17 protein-coding genes and 1 tRNA gene are annotated in these 20047 nt (G+C 70.1%); 12 read left to right on the top strand and 6 right to left on the bottom strand.

Features of this window, described 5'->3' with window-relative positions:
- Window positions 1–13: 13 nt before the first annotated feature.
- Entirely contained in the window at window positions 14–1567 is a 1554-nt protein-coding gene (hutH, locus tag G7071_RS06305) for a histidine ammonia-lyase (RefSeq protein ID WP_166316307.1), read from the bottom strand.
- 175 nt (window positions 1568–1742) lie between these two features.
- On the opposite strand from hutH, the gene G7071_RS06300 reads away from it, so the two are divergent.
- From G7071_RS06300 to G7071_RS06285, 4 genes are all read left to right on the top strand, one after another.
- Window positions 1743–2351, top strand: a complete 609-nt coding sequence (locus G7071_RS06300; RefSeq protein WP_166313521.1) for a hypothetical protein — start codon at window positions 1743–1745, stop codon at window positions 2349–2351.
- A 6-nt stretch (window positions 2352–2357) separates the two neighbouring features.
- Complete coding sequence (locus tag G7071_RS06295) at window positions 2358–3101, top strand: IclR family transcriptional regulator (protein WP_166316304.1); 744 nt, start codon at window positions 2358–2360, stop codon at window positions 3099–3101.
- A gap of 58 nt (window positions 3102–3159) precedes the next feature.
- Window positions 3160–5607, top strand: coding sequence for an amidohydrolase family protein (locus G7071_RS06290; RefSeq protein WP_166316301.1), 2448 nt, complete (start codon window positions 3160–3162; stop codon window positions 5605–5607).
- 157 nt (window positions 5608–5764) lie between these two features.
- Window positions 5765–9175, top strand: a complete 3411-nt coding sequence (locus tag G7071_RS06285; RefSeq protein WP_166316298.1) for a (Fe-S)-binding protein — start codon at window positions 5765–5767, stop codon at window positions 9173–9175.
- 123 nt (window positions 9176–9298) lie between these two features.
- Here the strand turns inward: G7071_RS06285 and G7071_RS06280 are convergent, their stop codons facing one another.
- Window positions 9299–10249, bottom strand: a complete 951-nt coding sequence (locus G7071_RS06280) for a siderophore-interacting protein (protein WP_246210529.1) — start codon at window positions 10247–10249, stop codon at window positions 9299–9301.
- A gap of 40 nt (window positions 10250–10289) precedes the next feature.
- Window positions 10290–10865, bottom strand: coding sequence for a dCTP deaminase (dcd, locus tag G7071_RS06275; protein ID WP_166316295.1), 576 nt, complete (start codon window positions 10863–10865; stop codon window positions 10290–10292).
- Between the two features lie 58 nt (window positions 10866–10923).
- Between dcd and G7071_RS06270 the strand changes: the two genes are divergently transcribed.
- The 5 genes from G7071_RS06270 (at window position 10924) to G7071_RS06250 (ending at window position 14750) form a co-directional block, all read left to right on the top strand.
- Window positions 10924–11706, top strand: a complete 783-nt coding sequence (locus tag G7071_RS06270; protein WP_166316292.1) for an SGNH/GDSL hydrolase family protein — start codon at window positions 10924–10926, stop codon at window positions 11704–11706.
- Window positions 11707–11723: 17 nt separating this feature from the next.
- A tRNA-Gly gene (locus tag G7071_RS06265) sits at window positions 11724–11799 on the top strand.
- A gap of 171 nt (window positions 11800–11970) precedes the next feature.
- On the top strand, window positions 11971–13050 hold the full coding sequence (locus G7071_RS06260) for a C39 family peptidase (protein WP_166316289.1): 1080 nt from the start codon (window positions 11971–11973) through the stop codon (window positions 13048–13050).
- Window positions 13050–14111 carry a hypothetical protein gene (locus tag G7071_RS06255; RefSeq protein ID WP_166316286.1) on the top strand — a complete coding sequence of 354 codons (1062 nt, stop codon included), beginning with the start codon at window positions 13050–13052 and terminating at the stop codon, window positions 14109–14111. The genes G7071_RS06260 and G7071_RS06255 overlap by 1 nt, the downstream gene beginning before the upstream one ends.
- Entirely contained in the window at window positions 14112–14750 is a 639-nt protein-coding gene (locus tag G7071_RS06250) for a DUF2461 domain-containing protein (protein WP_166316283.1), read from the top strand.
- 4 nt (window positions 14751–14754) lie between these two features.
- On the opposite strand, the gene G7071_RS06245 is transcribed toward G7071_RS06250, so the two are convergent.
- Window positions 14755–15207, bottom strand: a complete 453-nt coding sequence (locus G7071_RS06245; protein ID WP_166316280.1) for a nuclear transport factor 2 family protein — start codon at window positions 15205–15207, stop codon at window positions 14755–14757.
- A gap of 321 nt (window positions 15208–15528) precedes the next feature.
- On the opposite strand from G7071_RS06245, the gene G7071_RS06240 reads away from it, so the two are divergent.
- Together G7071_RS06240 and G7071_RS06235 are read left to right on the top strand one after the other, a co-directional pair.
- Window positions 15529–15765: an acyl-CoA thioesterase gene (locus G7071_RS06240; protein WP_166316277.1), complete on the top strand. Its 237-nt coding sequence runs from the start codon at window positions 15529–15531 to the stop codon at window positions 15763–15765.
- Window positions 15766–15818: 53 nt separating this feature from the next.
- Window positions 15819–16349 carry a hypothetical protein gene (locus G7071_RS06235; RefSeq protein ID WP_166316274.1) on the top strand — a complete coding sequence of 177 codons (531 nt, stop codon included), beginning with the start codon at window positions 15819–15821 and terminating at the stop codon, window positions 16347–16349.
- A gap of 39 nt (window positions 16350–16388) precedes the next feature.
- Here G7071_RS06235 and G7071_RS06230 read toward each other — a convergent pair whose 3' ends face one another.
- Both G7071_RS06230 and G7071_RS06225 read right to left on the bottom strand, forming a co-directional pair.
- The gene (locus G7071_RS06230) at window positions 16389–16847 is read right to left on the bottom strand and encodes an RrF2 family transcriptional regulator (protein ID WP_166316271.1); all 459 of its coding nucleotides are present in this window, start codon (window positions 16845–16847) and stop codon (window positions 16389–16391) included.
- Between the two features lie 79 nt (window positions 16848–16926).
- Complete coding sequence (locus G7071_RS06225; RefSeq protein ID WP_166316268.1) at window positions 16927–17832, bottom strand: sulfite exporter TauE/SafE family protein; 906 nt, start codon at window positions 17830–17832, stop codon at window positions 16927–16929.
- Window positions 17833–18038: 206 nt separating this feature from the next.
- On the opposite strand from G7071_RS06225, the gene G7071_RS06220 reads away from it, so the two are divergent.
- Complete coding sequence (locus tag G7071_RS06220; protein ID WP_166316265.1) at window positions 18039–19913, top strand: acyl-CoA dehydrogenase; 1875 nt, start codon at window positions 18039–18041, stop codon at window positions 19911–19913.
- Window positions 19914–20047 lie beyond the last annotated feature (134 nt).

Here is a 20047-nt window from a genome sequence, read left to right as displayed (position 1 = left end):
CCCGCTCCGGGGCTCAGGCCAGCGCGCCGACCACCGACTCGGCTGCGGCCAGCACCGCGCCGGACTGGACGAGCGAGACGGCTGCCTCGATCTCGGGGGACAGGTGGCGGTCGGGTCCGGGACCCGCGATGCCGGCCTCGCGGAGGGTGGCCACGACGGCCGCGGTCGCCGGCGAAGGCGTCAGCGGCCCACGCATGTCCAGTGCGCGAGCAGCGGTCATCACCTCGATGGCCACGACGCGGGCGAGGCCGTCGACCGAGCGACGCAGCTTGCGAGCCGACGACCAGCCCATCGAGACGTGGTCCTCCTGCATCGCGCTGGACGGGATGGAGTCGACCGAGGCCGGGTTGGCGAGCCGCTTGAGCTCCGAGACCACCGCCGCCTGGGTGTACTGCGCGATCATCAGGCCCGAGTCGACGCCCGGGTCGTCGGCCAGGAACGGGTGCAGCCCGTGGCTGCGGGTCTTGTCGAGGAAGCGGTCCGTACGTCGCTCGCTGATCGAGGCGACGTCGGCGGCGACGATCGCGAGGAAGTCGAGGACGTAGGCCACCGGCGCTCCGTGGAAGTTGCCGTTGGACTCGACCCGGCCCTCGTCGGCCAGGACGACGGGGTTGTCGACGGCCGAGGACAGCTCTCGACCGGCCACCACGGCGGCATACTCCACCGTGTCGCGCGCTGCACCGTGGACCTGCGGCGAGCAGCGCAGCGAATAGGCGTCCTGGACGCGGTTGCAGTCACCGGTGCGGTGGGAGGCGACGATGGCCGAGTCGGCCATCAGTGCCACCAGGTTTGCGGCGGAGAGCGCCTGACCGGGGTGCGGGCGGATCGCCTGGAGCTCGGGGGCGAAGACCCGGTCGGTGCCGAGCTGCCCCTCGACGCTCATGGCCGCAGCGATGTCGGCCGTGCGCAGCAGCATCCGCAGGTCCGCGATGGCCATCACGAGCATGCCCAGCATGCCGTCGGTGCCGTTGATCAGCGCGAGGCCCTCCTTGGCCGCGAGCTCGACCGGCGACAGTCCGGCTGCGACCAGGGCGTCCGCCGCCGGCATCAGGTCTCCCGACGCGTCGCGGACCTCACCTTCCCCCATCAGCGCCAAGGCACAGTGGGCCAGCGGTGCGAGGTCCCCGGAGCAGCCGAGCGAGCCGTACTCACGCACCACCGGGGTGATCCCGTGGGTGAGGAGGCCGGCGAGCAGCTGTGCGGTCTCGCGGCGGATCCCGGTGTGCCCGGTCGTCAGGGTGGACAGGCGCAGCAGCATCAGCGCCCGCACCACCTCCCGCTCGACCTCGGGCCCCGACCCGGCGGCGTGGGATCGCACGAGCGACTTCTGCAGCTGCGCCCGCATGGGCGTGGGGATGTGCCGCGTCGCCAGGGCACCGAAGCCGGTCGAGATGCCATAGGCAGGGGTCGGTGCCGCCGCCAGCTCCTCGACCACTTCACGTGCCCGGTCGATCGCCTTGAGGGCGTCATCACCGATCTGGACCTCCGCGCCGTCACGCGCGACGGCCAGCAGGTCGACGAAGGAGACGGGGCCCGTGCCCACGGTGATGCTGCGGCGATTGCTCATGACCTCATCAAACGCCCACTGCGGCCGTGCCAACAGGCCAGGGACAGCCACGAATGTCTTGGATACGAGACTTTCACCCGCGGGGAGGTGGCTTCTGGCATGGCGATCTGCCACGGTGAAGGGACTTGCGCGGCACCGACCGAGGTCGCCGCGCGCAGGAGCAAGGGAGTCAACGATGACCACCGAGCAGATCATCTGGGCGATCGTGATCGCCGTCGCCGTCCTGATCGTGATCGGACTGATCATGGCCGCGACGCGCAAGAAGAAGCACGCCGAGCGGCAGACCCAGGCCGAGCAGCTGCGCCAGAAGGCCGACGTCGAGGCCGCGGGCCTGCCGGACGCGCAGGCTCGGGCGGAGCAGCAGGAGCGGGAGGCCGAGCACGCGCGCCTCGAGGCCGAGCGTGCCGAGCGTCGGGCCCAGGAGGCCAAGGCCGAGGTCGCCCAGCACCAGGCGACGCAGGAGGACCGGATCCGCGAGGCCGACCGCCTGGACCCCAACGTCAACCACAAGGCCAAGGACTACACGCCGCAGGTCTCGACGCCCGCCGGCCCGAGCAGCGTTCCGCAGGAGGGCACGACCGGGACGACCGGCACGACCGGGACCACCGGGACCACCGGGACGACCGGGACCACCGGGACCACCGGGACCACCGGCACGCCGAGCGCGGCCGATGGCTCGACCCACGCGACCCAGGGCTCGACCGGCACCGACGACCCCGACACGATCCTCGACGACACGCACCGTGGTGATCAGGACGGCACCGGCGGCACCCACCGCGCCTGATCGCAGATGAGCCAGGTCCCCGCCGCAGCGCGCGCCCTGCGCGTGCTGCGGTTCCTGGCCAGCCAGCCCGATCCCGTGGCACTCGACCGGATCGCGCGCACCTGCGAGCTGCCCCGCAGCACGGCCTACCACCTCGTCAACACGATGATCGACGAGGGCTTCGTGGTCCACCTCGAGGACGAGCGACGCTATGGCCTCGGGGTGGCCGCCTTCGAGGTCGGCAGCGGGTTCGCACGCCAGGAGCCCCTCCAACGGATCGCCCGGCGCCCGCTCGCCGCCCTGGTCGACGAGACGGGGTACGGCGGTCACCTGGCCGTCCTGCACGGGCGCGACGTCCTCTACGTGCTGGAGGAACGAGCGCCCGGTCGACCGCCGCTGGTCACCGACGTGGGGGTCCGGCTGCCGTCACACCTGACGGCGAGCGGGCGCGCCATCTTGATGGCGCTGCCCGCCTCGCAGGTGCGGGCCCTCTATCCCGACCGGTCCGCCTTCGCCGACCGTCGCGGCACCGGACCCACCTCGCTCAGCGCTCTGCGCACCCTGCTGAGCGAGGCCCGCCAGCGGGGATACGCCGTCGAGGACGGAGACGTCTCGGAGGGGTTGGCCAGTGTGGCGGCGCCGGTGCTGGACCACAACGGCCACCCGGTCGCCGCCGTCGCCGTGACGTTCCCGACGGGCGAGGCTCCCGACGCGGCGGCCGTCGCCGTACGAACGACTGCAGGTTCCCTGTCCCGCCGTCTCGGTGGATGATCGGGCGTACCCGTGTCGACGCAGCCTCGTTGTCCGGTGACAACCTGGGAGGTCCACCGTGCACACCAGCCCCCGCCGGTCCATCCGCCGGCTCGTCGCCGCTGCCCTCGTCGCGAGTGCGCTGGTCGCCACCGCCCTCGTGCTGCCCGACTCCGTCGCGCCCGCGACCGGCGCCCTCCGCACGTCGCTCGAAGCAGGCAGCACCCCCGCGCTCGCCGATGACGGGCACGACCACGACCACGGCGACCCCGAGAGCAAGAACGCGATCTCGCGGGGCGGCACGGTCTCAGCCGCCACCGAGGACCCGACCAGCCGCCGGGAGGCCCGGGACGCCGCGGCATACGTCGCCTCGCAGCGCCGGCTCCGCGACCCACGGCTGACCACGGTCCCGGTCAGGCCCAAGCGCACCCGGACCCCTGCGAACCGCTACGCGATGGCGGGAGGCTGCTACACGCTCCTCCGCGGTGGTGAGCCGGTCCGCTTCCGGGCCACCCGGCTGGGGAGCTATCTGCTGATCGACCGCGACCGCGCCTTCCTCGCCGCCGACGGGAGCCGCAGCGCCCAGCCCTCGCCCAGCACCGAGTGGGTCGCCACCCAGGCGGGCCGCCGGATGCGCCTCACCGCCCAGGGCAGGGCCCTCACGGTCGACGACAAGTCGTCGTTCCGCCTGCGCGTCGCCCGCGGCTGCCCGGGATATGCGGAGTCGCAGGTCGGCGTGAAGGGACGTCCGCACGCCGGTGTCACTCCGTTCCAGGAGGTGCGCGGATATGTCGACGCGCACACCCACGGCATGGCGTTCGAGTTCCTCGGCGGAGCCGTCCACTGCGGCCGCCCGTGGCATCCCTACGGCCCCGAGCTCGCGCTGGTCGACTGCCCCGACCACTCCGCCACCGACGGCTACGGCGCCGCCCTCGAGACCGCACTGGGCGGAAAGCCGGGCCACGACCCGGTCGGCTGGCCGACCTTCAAGGACTGGCCGGCGCCGGAGTCCTTGACCCACGAAGGCACCTACTACAAGTGGCTCGAGCGCTCCTGGCGTGCCGGCCAGCGGATCTTCGTCAACCTGCTCGTCGAGAACAACAAGCTGTGCGAGCTCTATCCGCTCAAGAAGAACTCCTGCGACGACATGGACTCGCTGCGGCTGCAGGCCAAGCGGATGTATGAGCTCCAGGACTACATCGACGCACAGGCAGGCGGCCCAGGCCGCGGCTGGTATCGCATCGTCCGCTCCCCCTGGCAGGCGCGTCGCGTGATCAACGCCGGCAAGCTCGCCGTGGTGATGGGCATCGAGACCAGCGTGCCCTTCGGCTGCACCTACAAGAAGGTGCCGACCGGCGACGTCAACCAGTGCGACCCAGCCGGCATCGACCAGCAGCTCGACGAGATGCACGAGCTCGGCGTACGCCAGATGGAGCTCGTCAACAAGTTCGACAACGCACTGTCCGGGGTGGCCGGCGACAACGGCGAGACCGGCGTCGTCGTCAACGCCGCCAACTTCCTCGAGACGGCCTCCTACTGGGACATGCGGCACTGCGAGCCGGCCGACGGCGAGAGCGCGGACAAGACGCAGCTCGCGGCCCCCGACATCAGCGCCGGCCAGCAGGACGCGCTCTTCGGCGCCGTCGGGCAGGTCAGCGGTCTGCTCAACCTCGCCGCCCTTCCGCTCTACGGCACACCGATGCACTGCAACACCCGCGGGCTGACGGGCCTCGGCGCCCACCTGGTCGACCGGCTCGCCGACAAGCACATGCTGATCGACCCCGACCACATGAGCGTCAAGGCCCGCGACGCCCTCCTCGACCGGCTCGAGGCGCGGCGCTATCCCGGAGCGCTGTCCAGCCACTCGTGGTCGACCCCGGACGCCTACCCGCGGATCTATGCCCTCGGCGGCTACGTCGCGCCATACGCAGGCGACTCGACGGGCTTCGTGGCCAAGTGGCGGCGTCACCTCGGGTGGGCGGACGAGCGCTACTACTTCGGCTTCGGGTACGGCGCCGACATCAACGGCCTCGGAGCCCAGGGCAACCCACGTGGTGCCGACGTGCCCAACCCGGTCAGCTACCCCTTCACCGGCTTCAACGGGGTCAAGGTCGCCAAGCAGCGCGCCGGCCAACGGGTCTACGACCTCAACATCGACGGGGTCGCGCAGTACGGCCTCTACCCCGACTGGATCGAGGACATCTCGAAGGTCGCCGGCGCCGAGGGAGACGCGATCAAGGACGACATGCTGCGCGGCGCCGAGGCCTACCTCCAGACGTGGGAGCGCGCCGAGGGGGTGGCCGCCGACTCGTGCCGCAACCCCGGACTGCGCAAGAAGGTCTCGCGGTTCCTACGGCTGGCCCGACCGGGGACGTCGACCAAGCGGCTGCTGTTCCGCGTCGGCCAGCCCTACGAGCGGCTCGGCGACACGTTCACCTACTGCGCCCGCACGGGCGGCGACCGCAAGGTCGTGCTGCGGGTGGAGCTCGGTCGCAGTGGTCGTGTCGTCGACGTACGGCGACGCTGACCCACCCTCGGGTCGCGAGTCAGACGGCTCACATCGGCGACCTGCTCAAGTTACCTGCGGGTAGGATTGTCCGCACTCGCGTAGGTCCCATGCCACCCCTCCCCCGGGGTCATAGGCTCCGCGCAGACACACCCATGTGAAGAGGAGCCTGTCCCTCATGCAGATCGCCGCGATCGTCGTCTCGTTCGGCCTCACCATCGCCGCCCTGGCGCTGTTGGTCCCCGCCGTACGAAAGATGCTGGCCGTCATCCGGAGCGGCCAGCCCGCGCCCGGCCGTGCCGACAACCCCGCCGCTCGCGCGGTGACGATGCTGAAGGAGACCTTCCTCCACACGCGGATGCTCCAGTGGCACTGGGTCGGGATCATGCACTGGTTCGTCTACATGGCGTTCCTGCTCCTCAGCACCGCGGTGCTCGCTGCCTACTTCCAGCTGTTCAAGCCCGACTTCGCCTATCCGATCGTCGGCCACTGGGTGCCGTTCGAGTGGCTGATGGAGGTCATCGGCGCCCTCAGCACGATCGGCATCGTCTTCCTGATCATCTATCGGCAGAGGCACCACCCCCGCCGCGAGGGACGCAACAGCCGGTTCTTCGGCTCCACCTTCTGGCAGGCCTACTTCGTCGAGGCGCTGGCGCTGCTCGAGGGCGCGGCGATCCTGTTCGTCCGCGCGGCCGAGTGGAAGCTCGACAAGGGCGCCGGCCGGATCCACTACCCGTTCTCGTCCTTCCTCGGCGACGCGATCTATCCCTCCAACGTCACCTCGCTCGAGAACCTCATCTACATCATCGCGACGTTCAAGATCGCGCTCGCGATGATCTGGCTGATGGTGATCGCGCGCAACATCACCATGGGCATCGCCTGGCACCGGTTCACCGCGTGGTTCAACATCTTCTTCAAGCGCGAGTCCGACGGCAGCACCGCGCTCGGCGCGATGAAGCCCCTCATGTCGGCCGGCAAGCCGGTCACCCTCGACGACATCGACGACCTCGACGAGGAGTCGGTCCTGGGTGTGGGCTCGGCGGAGGACTTCTCGTGGAAGGGCATCCTCGACTTCACGACCTGCACCGAGTGTGGCCGTTGCCAGTCGCAGTGCCCGGCGTGGAACACCGAGAAGCCTCTCTCCCCCAAGCTCCTGATCATGGGGCTGCGCGACCACGCCTATGAGAAGGCCGGCGCCAAGACCGCGCCCGGCAGCAGCACCAGCGACACCGGCGAGGGTGGGGTCGCCGTTGCGGAGAAGTCGCTGATCGGCTCGGGCGACAAGGAGTGGTTCTACAACCCCGAGGGCGCCGACTTCGTCATCGACGAGGACGTCCTGTGGTCCTGCACCTCGTGTGGTGCCTGCGTCCAGCAGTGCCCCGTCGACATCGAGCACGTCGACCACATCATGGACATGCGCCGCTACCAGGTGCTCGTCGAGTCCAACTTCCCAGCCGAGCTCAACGGCCTGTTCAAGGGCCTGGAGAACAAGGGCAACCCGTGGAACATGTCGTCCTCGGCGCGCATGGACTGGGCCAAGGGCCTCGACTTCGACGTCCCCGTCGTCGGTGAGGACCTCGAGTCGCTGGAGTCCGTCGACTGGCTGTTCTGGGTCGGCTGCGCCGGCGCCTACGAGGACCGCGCCAAGAAGACGACGCGAGCCGTCGCCGAGCTCCTGAACATGGCCGGGATCTCCTTCGGGGTGCTCGGAAACGGTGAGACCTGCACCGGCGACCCTGCCCGTCGCGCCGGCAACGAGTTCGTCTTCCAGGGCCTCGCGCAGCAGAACATCGAGACCTTCAAGGAGTTCAAGGTCAAGAAGGTCGTCTCGACCTGCGCCCACTGCTTCAACACGCTCAAGAACGAATACAAGGACTTCGGCATCGAGCTCGAGGTCGTGCACCACACCCAGCTGCTCAACCGCCTCGTGCGCGAGGGCAAGCTGACCCCGGTCAAGGAGGGTGCGGGCGCCGCGAAGCGCTCGATCACCTACCACGACCCGTGCTTCCTCGGCCGTCACAACCAGGTCTACTCCCCGCCGCGCGAGCTGCTGGAGATCCTGCCGGGCGCCGAGTACGTCGAGATGGAGCGCAACTCCGAGAAGTCCTTCTGCTGCGGCGCCGGTGGTGCCCGCATGTGGATGGAGGAGAACATCGGTGAGCGGATCAACGTCAACCGCACCAAGGAGGCCGTCGGCACCGGGGCCGACCAGATCGCGGTGGGCTGTCCCTTCTGCCGCGTCATGCTCTCCGACGGGTTGACGGCCGAGCAGGCCAACGGCGGCGCCCGCGAGGAGGTCGAGGTCCTCGACGTGGCGCAGATGCTGCTCGCGTCGGTCAAGGGCGAGTCGGCCACCAAGGCAGCGCCGAGCGAGAAGAAGAAGGTCGCCGCTGCGGCAGCTGCCACGTCCTCCTCGGCCGCTTCGACCGCCGATGCCGACGTCGCGACCAAGGACGAGCCCGAGGCCGGCGACGTGACCGTCACCGACGAGACCGTCACCGAGACCGCCGACGTCGGTCCGGCCGCCAAGGCCTCCGGTGGTTCCTCGCTCTTCGACACCCCGGAGCCCGAGACGCCCGAGACGAAGACTCCGGCCAAGGACTCCGGCGGGTCGTCGCTGTTCGACACCCCGGCACCCGCGCCCAAGGCTGCAGAGTCGAAGGCATCGGAGCCGGCCGAGGAGCCCCAGACCGAGACGGCGGAGCCGGCGACGAAGGTCGATCCGGGCGCCGGCGGTTCGCTCTTCGACCTCGCAGCCGACGACACCCCGGCGAAGAAGGCCGCGCCCGCGCCGAAGGCGGACTCCAAGCCCGAGGCTGAGCCCGCGGCCGAGCCTGAGGTGGAGGCAGACTCCAGGCCCGAGCCCGAGGTGAAGACCGAGGCGAAGCCGGCTGCGCCAGCCGACGACCTCGGCAGCGGTGGGTCGCTCTTCGACCTGGCTGCTCCCGCGGAGCCCAAGGCGGACTCCAAGCCGGAGCCGGAGCCCGAATCGGAGCCCGAATCCACGCCGGAGCCCGAGGAGAAGGCGGAGCCCGAGGAGAAGGCGGAGCCCGAGGAGAAGGCGGCGCCCGCCGCGACGGCCTCCGGCGGGACAAGCGCCCCGGCCACGTCGATCCCCGACGGTGATTCGCTCTTCGACCTGGCGGCCCCCGAGCCTGCGCCCGCTGCGGCCAAGCCGGCTCCTGAGCCCGAGCCCGAGGCGAAGCCCGAGCCCGAGGCGAAGCCCGAACCGGAACCGGAACCGGAGGCCGAGGCCGAGGCCGAGGCCGCGCCCGAGCCTGCTGCCGACGGCCTGGCTGGCGGCGCCGCGTTGAGCCAGGCAGCCACCTTCACCGACGACGACACCGAGGCTGCAGAGCCCGAGGCTGCAGAGCCCGAGGCTGCAGAGCCCGAGGCTGCAGAGCCCGAGGCTGCAGAGGCCGAGGCTGCGGAGCCCGAGGCTGCGGCGCCGGAGGCTGCGGAACCCGAAGTTGCACCGGAGGCCGAACCGGAGAGTGCACCCGCCGCGCCGACGAAGTCGGCGAGCGACTCGCCCAAGCCGAAGTCGGACGTGGACATCAACAGCTCGGGCTCGCTCTTCGACATCTGAACGACCTCGACGAGCAGTCGACCCCGTACTTCCACGCAAGTGCGTGGAAGTACGGGGTCGATCAGCGTCCCTGGCCCGAACTTCCACGCAGGTGCGTCGATGTTCAAGCGGGAGAGAGTGCGGTCAGGACCGCATCGCCACCCCGCGCCGCCAGTAGCCCATGAACGCGACCTGGCTGCGCTCGACGTGCAGGTCCTTGACCAGGTGGCGTCGAAGCCCGGTGACCACCGCGGACTCACCGGCGATCCAGGCGTAGAGCCCGTCGAGCTCGTGCCCCACGACCCGCACGGGCGCGACGTCCTCCCCCGACGAGGAGTAGGACGGCGTCTCCCACAGGTCCGGGTCGACCTCGTCGGCGGTCACGTCGAGGGTGGCGCCCGGGAGGCCGAGGTGGGCGACGACCGCATCATGCAGGCGGCGGCCCAGCGGCTCCCCGTCACGCGGCAACCACGTGACGCTGACCCCGGCCGGCGCCACGACCGGCAGCACGTCCGCCGACAGCGGGACCTCCATGAAGACGGCCCCGGTGGCCGACGCAGGCAGCTGTTCGAGCACGGCACACACGGCTGGTACGGCCGTCTCGTCGGCCACCATCAGCAGCTCGGCTCCCAGCGGCGGGGCGAACTCGATGCCGCCGTACGGAAACCCGCGACGGGGCGCGAGCAGGACGAGCCGGTCACCGACCGTCGCGGACGCGGCCCAGGTCGAACCGGGGCCGACAGCGTCACCCTCGAGGTGGAGCACGATGTCGACGACGATCGTGGTCGCGGCGTCCGCACCCCGCACGTCGCGGATCGTGTAGGTCCGCATGTGCCCACGTTCGGTCACGGGCAGGTCGAGCCAGGTTGCCAGCCAGGTCTCGTCAGCGCCAGCCACAGACGTCAGTCCCCCCGTGGCCGGGTCGGGGAAGACCAGCTTGATCCGCTGGTCGAAGCGGTCACCATCCACACCGAAGTCGGCCAGCTCGGGGCTGCCCAGCTCGACCCGGACGAAGCTCGGACTGAGCCGCTGATGAGAGACGACCTCGACCTCGACCAGCAACATGGGCAGGACATCGGTCGTCGCAGTCGTCATGAGGCAACCCTAACTTAGGGTCACCTAACTTCAAGGACCGTCAGATGTCGGTGCGATGGAACTTCTGGAACGACCTCGACGGGGTCGGGCCGCGCTGGCCCTGGTAGCGCGAGCCGTACTTCTCCGAGCCGTAGGGGTGCTCACTCGCCGACGACAGGCGGAAGAAGCAGAACTGGCCGATCTTCATGCCTGGATAGAGCTTGATCGGCAGGGTCGCGACGTTCGCGAGCTCGAGGGTCACGTGCCCGCTGAAGCCCGGGTCGACGAAGCCGGCCGTGGCGTGGGTCAGCAGGCCCAGGCGTCCCAGGCTCGACTTGCCCTCCACCCGCGCGGCGACGTCGTCGGGCAGGCTGACGACTTCGTACGTCGAGCCGAGCACGAACTCGCCGGGGTGCAGGATGAACGCCTCGTCGCCCTCGGGCTCGACCTCGCGCGTCAGGTCGGACTGGTCGACGGCCGGGTCGATGTGGGGATAACGATGGTTCTCGAAGACCCGGAAGAACCGGTCGAGGCGTACGTCGATGCTCGACGGCTGCAACATGTCGGGGTCCCACGGCTCGAGGCCGATCCGGCCGGCGTCGATCTCGGCGAGGATGTCGCGGTCTGAGAGAAGCACGCGCACAACCTAGCCGCCCGGGCGGGGCACGAGTCAGGCGTCCAGCCACAATGGTGGCGTGACCTTCCAGCGCTACGTCGCCATCGGCGACTCCTTCACCGAGGGTGTGGGCGACCCCGACCCGTCCCGACCCAACGGGCTGCGCGGCTGGGCCGACCGGGTCGCCGAGGTCCTCAGCACGCACGCGCCGGGGTTCGGCTATGCCAACCTCGCCGTGCGTGGCCGCAAGCTCGACGGCGTGATCGAGGGTCAGGTCGAGCCCGCCATCGCCCTCGAGCCCGACCTGATCAGCATCTATGCCGGGGGCAACGACATCCTGCGGCCGCAGGTCGACATCGACGCGATCGTCAAGCGCTACGACGCGGCCCTCGCCCGGCTCGCGGCGACCGGAGCCCGGCTGCTGGTCTTCACGGCCTACGACCCCGGCGGCTCCGCCATCTTCCGGCCGCTGCGCGGACGCTTCGCGGTCTACAACGAGATGGTGCGCTGGTCGGCCGACCGGCACGGCGCCACCATCGTGGACTACTGGCGGATCCGCGACCTGCGCGACCAGCGCCACTGGGACAGCGACCGGCTGCACATGGGCCCGATGGGGCACCAGCGGATCGCGATCGCCGTGCTCGACACCCTGGGAGTCCCCCACGACCTGGCCGTCGAGCTGCCCGACCACGCGGTGGGCTCGCGGCTGGCGGCGTGGAACGAGCACGCGGCCTGGACTCGTCAGAACCTGGCGCCGTGGGTGCACCGTCGCCTCACCGGCCGTTCGTCGGGCGACACCGTCTCGGCGCGCTGGCCCACGCTGACCACTCTCGACGCTGGCACGGCCGGCCGCGTCGGGTAGCATTCCCGCCGCACCATGCGGATGTAGCTCAGCTGGTAGAGCGCGACCTTCCCAAGGTCGATGTCGCGAGTTCGAATCTCGTCATCCGCTCCATTTCCACTCCGCGCGTTGCTCGTGCCGAGCGCGTCGCTCCACCGAACGTCGATGCCGCGTCGTCGGCGTGTCGGTCCACGCATTCTGCTGTGACTGGTGGGACACTTGCGTCTTTTGGGATCAAAGGGGATGGTGGGACGCACGTTCCCCTCTCGGAAATGTGGTCCCTCCATGCCAACAACCTCGCTCGGCCGCCTGGGCGCGGCCGCTCTCGGCAGCGTCGTCCTGCTGGTCACCGCTGCCCTCCCGGTCACTGCCGTCGCCGACAAGGGCTCCACCGCGGGCACGCTCACGCCCGCGATGCACGCCGAGATCGAGCGCGTCGTCGCCGAGGGAAGACGTATGTCGATGCCGGCCCGCGCGTCCGCCCGTGAGCTGGCCACCGCCGGCACCCGCTGCGCGACCTTCGAGGGCGAGCGCTACTGCCTGGGCCTGGGTTGGACGAACCTGACCCAGGACCAAGCGGCCGCCCGGCTCGCCCGCCGTGGAAGCAACACCGCGACCGAGACCACGGGCGATCTGGCGCCGGCTGCCGACCTGCGACGTCGCGCCCGGATGTCCCCCGACGCCCGGGCCGACGCGGAACGCCGGGAGCTGACCGAGGCCGCCGTGGCCGTGGACAAGGTGCTGCGCCTGCGAGCGGAGATCCAGGGCACCACCGCCGCGCGCACCGTCGCCTCGGACTACCCGGAACGCACGACGATCCTCCACCGGCGCAAGGTCCGCGCGCAGAACCGCTACTACTTCTGCGGTCCCGCCACCATGCAGATGATCGCGTGGGGCTGGTCGGGCAACCGCAAGCCCCAGAACAGCTGGGCGAAGAAGCTGGGGACCACCAGCGCCGGGACCTCGATCGTGGACATGGTCCGCATGGTCAACCGGGCCACCGGTTATGACAACGACGAGCACGCCGGCGACTACATCGCCCTCGACATCAGCGACTTCAGCTTCGAGCAGTGGTGGCTGCTGATGATGAGGCACGTGCACGACTACCAGGCGCCCGTCGTGCTGCACCCGGTCCTGCTCAAGCAGTACTTCCCCTACCTCGACGACGACGCCTCCGGCCACTTCCAGGTCGGCCGCGGCTTCGACCAGAATCCCGACGGGCCACCGCTCCTGAGCTACTTCGAGCCGTGGGACCAGAGCAGGTTCGACCCCACCGAGCCCAGGATCCGCCGCACCCAGTGGCAGTCCGCCTACAAGAGCTATCGCGCCAACCAGGCCCACTTCCAGCACAACGTCGGCGTCTGATGCACCTGCGGGCCCGTATGCCCATCGCCGCCCTCCTCCTCGTCGCGACCGGCTGCGCCGAGGAGAGCGCTCCGGTGGACGCCGACCCGCCGGCTTCGACGCCGGCGCCCTCCGGGAGTGCCGCGCCGTCGACCCGAGAGCTCACCTGGAAGCCGACCGAGCACGACCCGGGGCAGCGGGTGATCGTGGGCGCGAGGTGGACCGCGCTGGCCTCCGAGTCGGAGGTGGTCTTCGAGGGCCGGGGCGAGGACGGTGGCGAGCGCATCGCCATACCTGTCGACGAGGCGGGCACCGTCGACGCCGTGCTCCTCGAGGGCGACACCGCGGTGATCTCGGCCGGCTTCGGTGGTGAGACCACCGCCGGCTGGGGTGTGCGGGTCGACCTGACCACGGGGCAGGCGACCGAGGTCGTCAGTCCCGAACCGGCCAACGGAGGCGACTGGGCGCTCGTCGACGACAGCCTCTACTACCCGACGCTCGGCGAGGGCGACACCCTGTGCCTGGCGACCCTCGCGGTGAGCGACGGCAACGGCGAGGACGGCTGGTGCGCGCCGGCCCGCACCGGTTTCACCAACCTCACCGCCGGCACCCACGGTGTGGGGCTCATGAGCTTCGACGCCGCGCGACCGGTGTCGTGCCGCACCCTCCACCTGCTCGACGACACCGCGACCCCGTCGCCCGTCGAGGGTCCTAGCGACTGCAAGGGATGGGACGTGACGGCCACCGACACCGGCATCGTGTGGTCCGAGGTGCCCGACGAACGCCGGCAGGAGGTCGGCAGGTTCGAGGCGCTCGCCGACGGCAGCCAGCAGGAGCTCGGCCGCGGCACGACCGGCTCCCTGACCCCCTGCGGCGGTGACGCGTTCTTCGTCCGCGACCCGGCGTCGCCCCAGGATCCAGCACGGCTGATGCGCTGGGACGGCAGCGCCCTGACCGTGGCCTGGCAGTCGAGCTCGAGGGGCAACGTCTTCCTCGGCGACCCCGAGTGCGCCGACGGCATCCTGACCGTGACGGCCTTCGGCGAGGACGGCGACCAGCAGGTCTGGGCTAGCGTCGGCTAGATGAGCTTCACCGGATTCCCCGTCGCCGCCCTCGACTTCTATGACGACCTGGAGATGGACAACACCCGGTCGTTCTGGGAGGCCAACAAGAGCGTCTATGCCGAGTCGGTTGCCGCGCCCATGAAGGCGCTGACGGCGGCCCTCGAGCCCGAGTTCGGCGCCGCCAAGGTGTTCCGTCCCTATCGCGACGTCCGGTTCGCCAAGGACAAGACGCCCTACAAGACCCACCAGGGCGCCTTCGTCGGAGTCGCCCCCGCGACGGGTTGGTATGTCGAGGTGTCGCCCCGCGGCATACGCACCGGCGCAGGCTTCTACAACGCCGATCCGCCGACCCTGGCTGCCTTCCGCGACGCGATCACCGACGACACGACCGGGGCGCGGCTCCAGCGATTGTTGGCCAAGATCGAGAAGTCGGGCTTCGAGATCTCGGGCGAGCAGCTCAAGACCGCGCCACGGGGCTATGACCGCGAACACCCGCGGATCGGCCTGCTCCGGCACAAGCAGCTCTTCGCCGGCCGGCTGATCGGCTTCGATCCCGTCATCCACACCGCTGACCTCGTCGACGTCGTCCGCGACGACTGGCGCGCGTTCAGGCCACTCGTCGACTGGCTCAGCTCCCTCGACCCGGTCCGTCCCTGACCGCTCAGGCGGACGGCTTGCGATAGGTCGCCATCGCCCGCTCGGGCTCCCAGTGGGCGCGCATCGAGGCCACCGAGCCGTCGGCGTTGACGCGATAGACCATCACCAGGTCGGTGTCGACCTGCCCACCGTCGTGGAAGGTGGTGGTGATGGTGCCGATGTTGGCGCACTCGTCACCGTTCGCGTGGCTGTCGGTGATGTGGAAGTGGAACTTCGCGATCGGCTCGATCGCCGCCGTCCAGAACTTCCGGATCGCGTCGTGCCCGCGGTGACCCTCGCCCTCGGGATCGAACATCGACGGCCCGACGGGGTCCTCGATCACCGCGTCCGGGGCATAGACGCCGAGCCACTCCTCGAGGTCTCCGCGAGACACGGCCGAGTAGGAGCGCTGCGAGGCGCGGCGGGCGGGGTGGTCCCCGTCGGGCGCGTCCCAGGTGATGTCGTCGCTGGTGATCATGCCGCGATCGTACGGCGACACGAGAACGTGTTCTAGTGCGCCGACCCGGTGGTCGCCGTCCAGCCGCCGGTCCCCCACGGGCACACTGCTCCCCATGGCAGAGAGGTTCACGACCGAGATCCAGGCCCGCTATCGCGACATCAACCTCGCCGGCCACGTCGACAACGTGGAGGCGGTGCGGGTGCTCGACGAGGCGCGGCTGGAGTTCTTCCGCTTCGCCCCCTTCCCGGCCTGCCCGCCGGATCCACCGGTCTGCTCCACGGACTGGACGACGGGGTCTCGGAGCTGGTCGCCTCGCAGGCGATCAGCTATCACGCCGAGATGCGGTTCGTCCCCTACCAGCCGTTCCTCGCCACCCTGTGGCTCAGCCGCATCGGCCGGTCGTCGTTCACCGTCGCAGCAGAGATCCGGGTGCAGGAGGGCGGACATCCAGCGGTCACGTGGGAGTGCGTCAACGTGCTGTGGGACCACGCCACCCAGACGTCGTGGCCGATCACCGACTCCGTGCGCGCGGACCTCGAGCGCTATCTCGGCGACCCGCTGCCGACGCGCGGCTGACCCATCACCCGGTATTCACCGGCCGGTCGCCGAGGGATGCCACAGTGCGCCACATGGGCAAGCACCACGTCTTCCTGCACATCGGCCCCGACGACCTCGCCGTCGACGACTCGCTCCTCGAGCGGCTGGGCGAGGTCGGCGTCTCGACCCCCGACGTGGGGCCAGAGCTCCTCGATGGCGCCGCCCTGGAGATCAGGCGGACCCACAGCAGCGCCGGGCTGCGGCGCAAGGACGTCGAGGGCGCCTGGGCGAGGGTGTGCCGCAAGACGTTCGGCCTCCGCGGCGACGCCTTCCTGAGCGTGCCCGGCTTCGCTGCGGCATCCACCGAGCAGGCGCAGCTGGCGATCGACGTGCTCCACGGCCTGAAGGTCCACCTCGTCGTCTCTGCCGACGCACCGCCCCCGGCGTGGGCAGGGTCGGTCAGGACCGCCCGGATCCACTGCGTGCCCGCCGGCCTCTCGACCGCCGCCTTCGCGGACGCCCTGGTCGAGGTCGTCCTGGCCGACCGGGCCGCTCGCCTGGAGCGGAAGTCGATGAAGCAGGCGCTCCGCCGCAAGGAGCGTACCGACCAGCTGGTCGCCTGACCCGCCCGACTCCGTGGGCGAGTCCTGGACCGACACACCTCAGTGCGGCTGCCAGGCGTCGTCGTCGGCAGTCAGGTCGGCCACGGCCGGAGGCAGCGTGCCGTCGGCGAGGTCCTGGATGGAGACGCCCTCGAACACCGTGCGCAGCGATCGCCTGGCAGCGATCCACACGTGCTGGAGGACCTTGGCCGATTCGCCGTAGTCGACGGCCTCCGGTCGCAGGCCATAGACCGAGACCAGGGGGCCGTCGACGGCGCGGATGACGTCGGCCACCGAGACCGACCCGGGCGAGCGGGCGAAGCGCCAGCCGCCGGACTGGCCCCGCTGGGAGACCACGATGTCTGCGCGTCGCAGGTCAGCCAGGATCGCCTGCAGGAAGCCGTGCGGGATGTCCTGGGCCCTGCCGAGCTGCTCGGCACTGACGGGCGATCCGCTGGTCACCGAGGCGATCTCGATCAGCGCCCGGAGGGCGTAGTCGGCCTTGGCTGAGACACGCATGGAGCCAGTTTGGCAGATCACTGCACTTTGTCTGCCAAGTCACTCCACCAAGACGGCAATCCGGCGTCAGGCGACGTCGTCAGGCCGGCGCCAGCTCGAGGTCGCGCCCGGTCCCAGCGTTCGAGGCACGCGAGATCCGCTCCTGCTTCACCGCCCAGACGATGCCGCTGATCCACAGCACGAAGAGCACAGCCGCCACGGCGGCCACGCCGACGCCCGGGACACCGAGCGCCTCGAGGATCGTCTTGGAGTTGGTCAGCACGATCAGTCCGCCCGCCGCGACACCGAGGACGCGCGCGGCCAGGTGGCGAACCAGCCAGGCGGCGATCGGAGCGGCCACGACACCACCGGCGAGCAGCGCGGCGGCATACCCCCAGTTGATGCCCTGGGAGCCGAGGGCGAGCAGGAAGCCGAGGGAGCCGCCCACCGCGACGACGAACTCCGAGGTGTCGATCGAACCGACCACCTTGCGGGGCTCGAGGCGGCCGCTCGAGAGCAGGGTGGTGGTGCCGACCGGTCCCCAGCCGCCTCCGCCGACGGCGTCGAGGGTGCCGCCCACGAGACCCATGGGCGCCAGGAACAGGACCGACGGTCGCGTCTTGAACTGAGGACGGCGACCACCGAGCCGCAGGAAGCGATAGATGACATAGATGCCGAGCGAGAGCAGGATGCCGGCGACGATCGGCTTGGCGACCGCCGCATCCATGTTGGAGAGCAGGGTCGCCCCGGCGAAGGCCCCGATGAACCCCGGCGCGGCCAGGATCCACACGGTGCGCCAGTCGACGTTGCCGAGCTTGTGGTGCGAGGCACCGGACACGAGCGAGGTGCCGATCTCGGAGAAGTGCACGGCGGCCGACGCCGCCGCGGGTGCGACGCCGGCCGCGAGCAGGAGGGTGGAGCTGGTGACGCCGTACGCCATGCCCAGCGAGCCGTCGATGAGTTGTGCGATGAGGCCGACGACCCCGAGCACGATGAGCTTGCGCATGTGGCAGGCACCTTCCAAGAATGTATGTTGAGTGTCTGACTATACATACCTAACTTGCTAGTGCGACTACACAACGTGGAACCAGCCTGTGACGAGCCACATGCGCCGTTGTTGTTGCATCCCGCCACCGGGCGAGGCATCCTTTTGTTACTAGCGAGTAGCAGCACCAGCTGCTCGCTGCCAGACCCGAGCGGAATAGGTGGATCGTGACCCACTACAAGAGCAACCTGCGCGACATCGAGTTCAACCTCTTCGAGGTCCTCGGACGCGACGAGATCCTGGGCCAGGGCCCCTTCGCCGAGATCGACGGTGAGACCGCGCGCGAGATCCTCGCCGAGGTCGACCGGCTCTCGCGCGAGGACCTGGCTGCGTCCTACGTCGACAGCGACCGCAACCCGCCCGTCTTCGACCCCGCCACCAACACGGCGCCGGTCCCGGAGTCGTTCAAGAAGAGCTACCAGGCCTGGATGGACGCCGAGTACTGGCGCCTGGGCATCAACGAGGAGCTCGGCGGCACGCCTGCCCCCTCGACCCTGAACTGGGCCATCGGCGAGATGGTGCTCGGCGCCAACGCCCCGGTCCACATGTATGCCGCCGGCGCACCCTTCGCCGGGGTCGTGCACCGCAACGGCAACGACCGCGACAAGCGCGTCGCCCAGATCATGGTCGAGCGCCAGTGGGGCTGCACCATGGTCCTGACCGAGCCCGACGCGGGCTCCGACGTCGGTGCGGGCCGCACCAAGGCCACCGCCAACGAGGACGGCTCGTGGAACATCACGGGCGTCAAGCGCTTCATCACCTCCGCCACGCACGACATGAGCGAGAACATCATGCACCTCGTGCTCGCGCGCCCCGAGGGCGTCGAGGGCGTGGGCGGACCCGGCACCAAGGGCCTCTCGCTGTTCTGGATGCCCGACCACCACTTCGACCACGAGACCGGCGAGCTCACCGGTGAGCGCAACGGTGTCTATGTCACCAACGTCGAGCACAAGATGGGCATCAAGGTCTCCAACACCTGCGAGGTCACCTTCGGCGACCCGCAGGTCGGCGGCGGCGAGCCGGCCAAGGGCTGGCTGCTCGGCGAGGTGCACGACGGCATCGCGCAGATGTTCCAGGTCATCGAGAACGCCCGGATGATGGTCGGCACCAAGGCCATCGCCACGCTGTCCACCGGCTACCTCAACGCCCTCGACTACGCCAAGACCCGCGTCCAGGGTGCCGACCTGACCCAGGCGGCCGACAAGACCGCTCCGCGCGTCACCATCACCCACCACCCCGACGTGCGCCGGTCGCTGATGACGCAGAAGTCCTTCTCCGAGGCGATGCGCTCCTTGGTCCTCTACACCGCGTCGTGGCAGGACAAGGTCATGCTGGCCGAGCACGCCGGCGAGACCGACGCGCTGGCCGCGGCCGTCAACGACCTGCTCCTGCCGATCGTCAAGGGCTATGGCTCGGAGCGCTCGTGGGTGCTGCTCGGCACGGAGTCGCTGCAGACCTTCGGCGGCTCGGGCTTCCTGCAGGAATACCCGATCGAGCAATACGTCCGCGACGCCAAGATCGACACCCTCTACGAGGGCACCACGGCGATCCAGGGCCAGGACTTCTTCTTCCGCAAGATCGTCAAGGACCAGGGCCGCGCGCTCGGGCACCTGGCGAAGGAGATCGAGTCGTTCATCGGCGCCGAGTCGGGCAACGCGCTCCTCAAGAACGAGCGGGCGCTGCTCGCCACCTCGCTCGAGGACGCCAACGCGATCGTCGCCCACATGATCAACGACCTGATGTCGGCCGACGCCTCCTCCGAGGGTGGCGACCTGCGCAACATCTACAAGGTGGGCCTCAACACCAGCCGCCTGCTGATGGCGCTCGGCGACGTGGTCTGCGCCTGGCTGCTGCTGCGCCAGGCCGAGATCGCGCTGGAGAAGCTCGCGGGCGACCCCGGCAAGGACAAGGCCTTCTACGAGGGCAAGGTCGCGGCCGCGCAGTTCTTCGCGCAGACCAACCTGCCGCGGATCACGGCCGAGCGCGCCATCGCCGAGGCCACCGACCTCGCACTGATGGACCTCGACGAGGCCGCGTTCTGACCGACGCCTGAGCACCACAGCACCAGAGCCCCGGTGATCCGGGGGCTCTCGTGCTGCTTGTGGGCTCGGCGTCACCCGCACATCGACAGATGACAGGTGTCATGCGCAGGTCGTGACGTCCCCCGCAGGGGGGT

Origin of the sequence: Nocardioides piscis (assembly GCF_011300215.1) — a bacterium.
Lineage (GTDB): Bacteria > Actinomycetota > Actinomycetes > Propionibacteriales > Nocardioidaceae > Nocardioides > Nocardioides piscis.
Note: the sequence above shows the minus strand (reverse complement) of the source record. Positions and strands in the feature narration are given on the sequence as shown.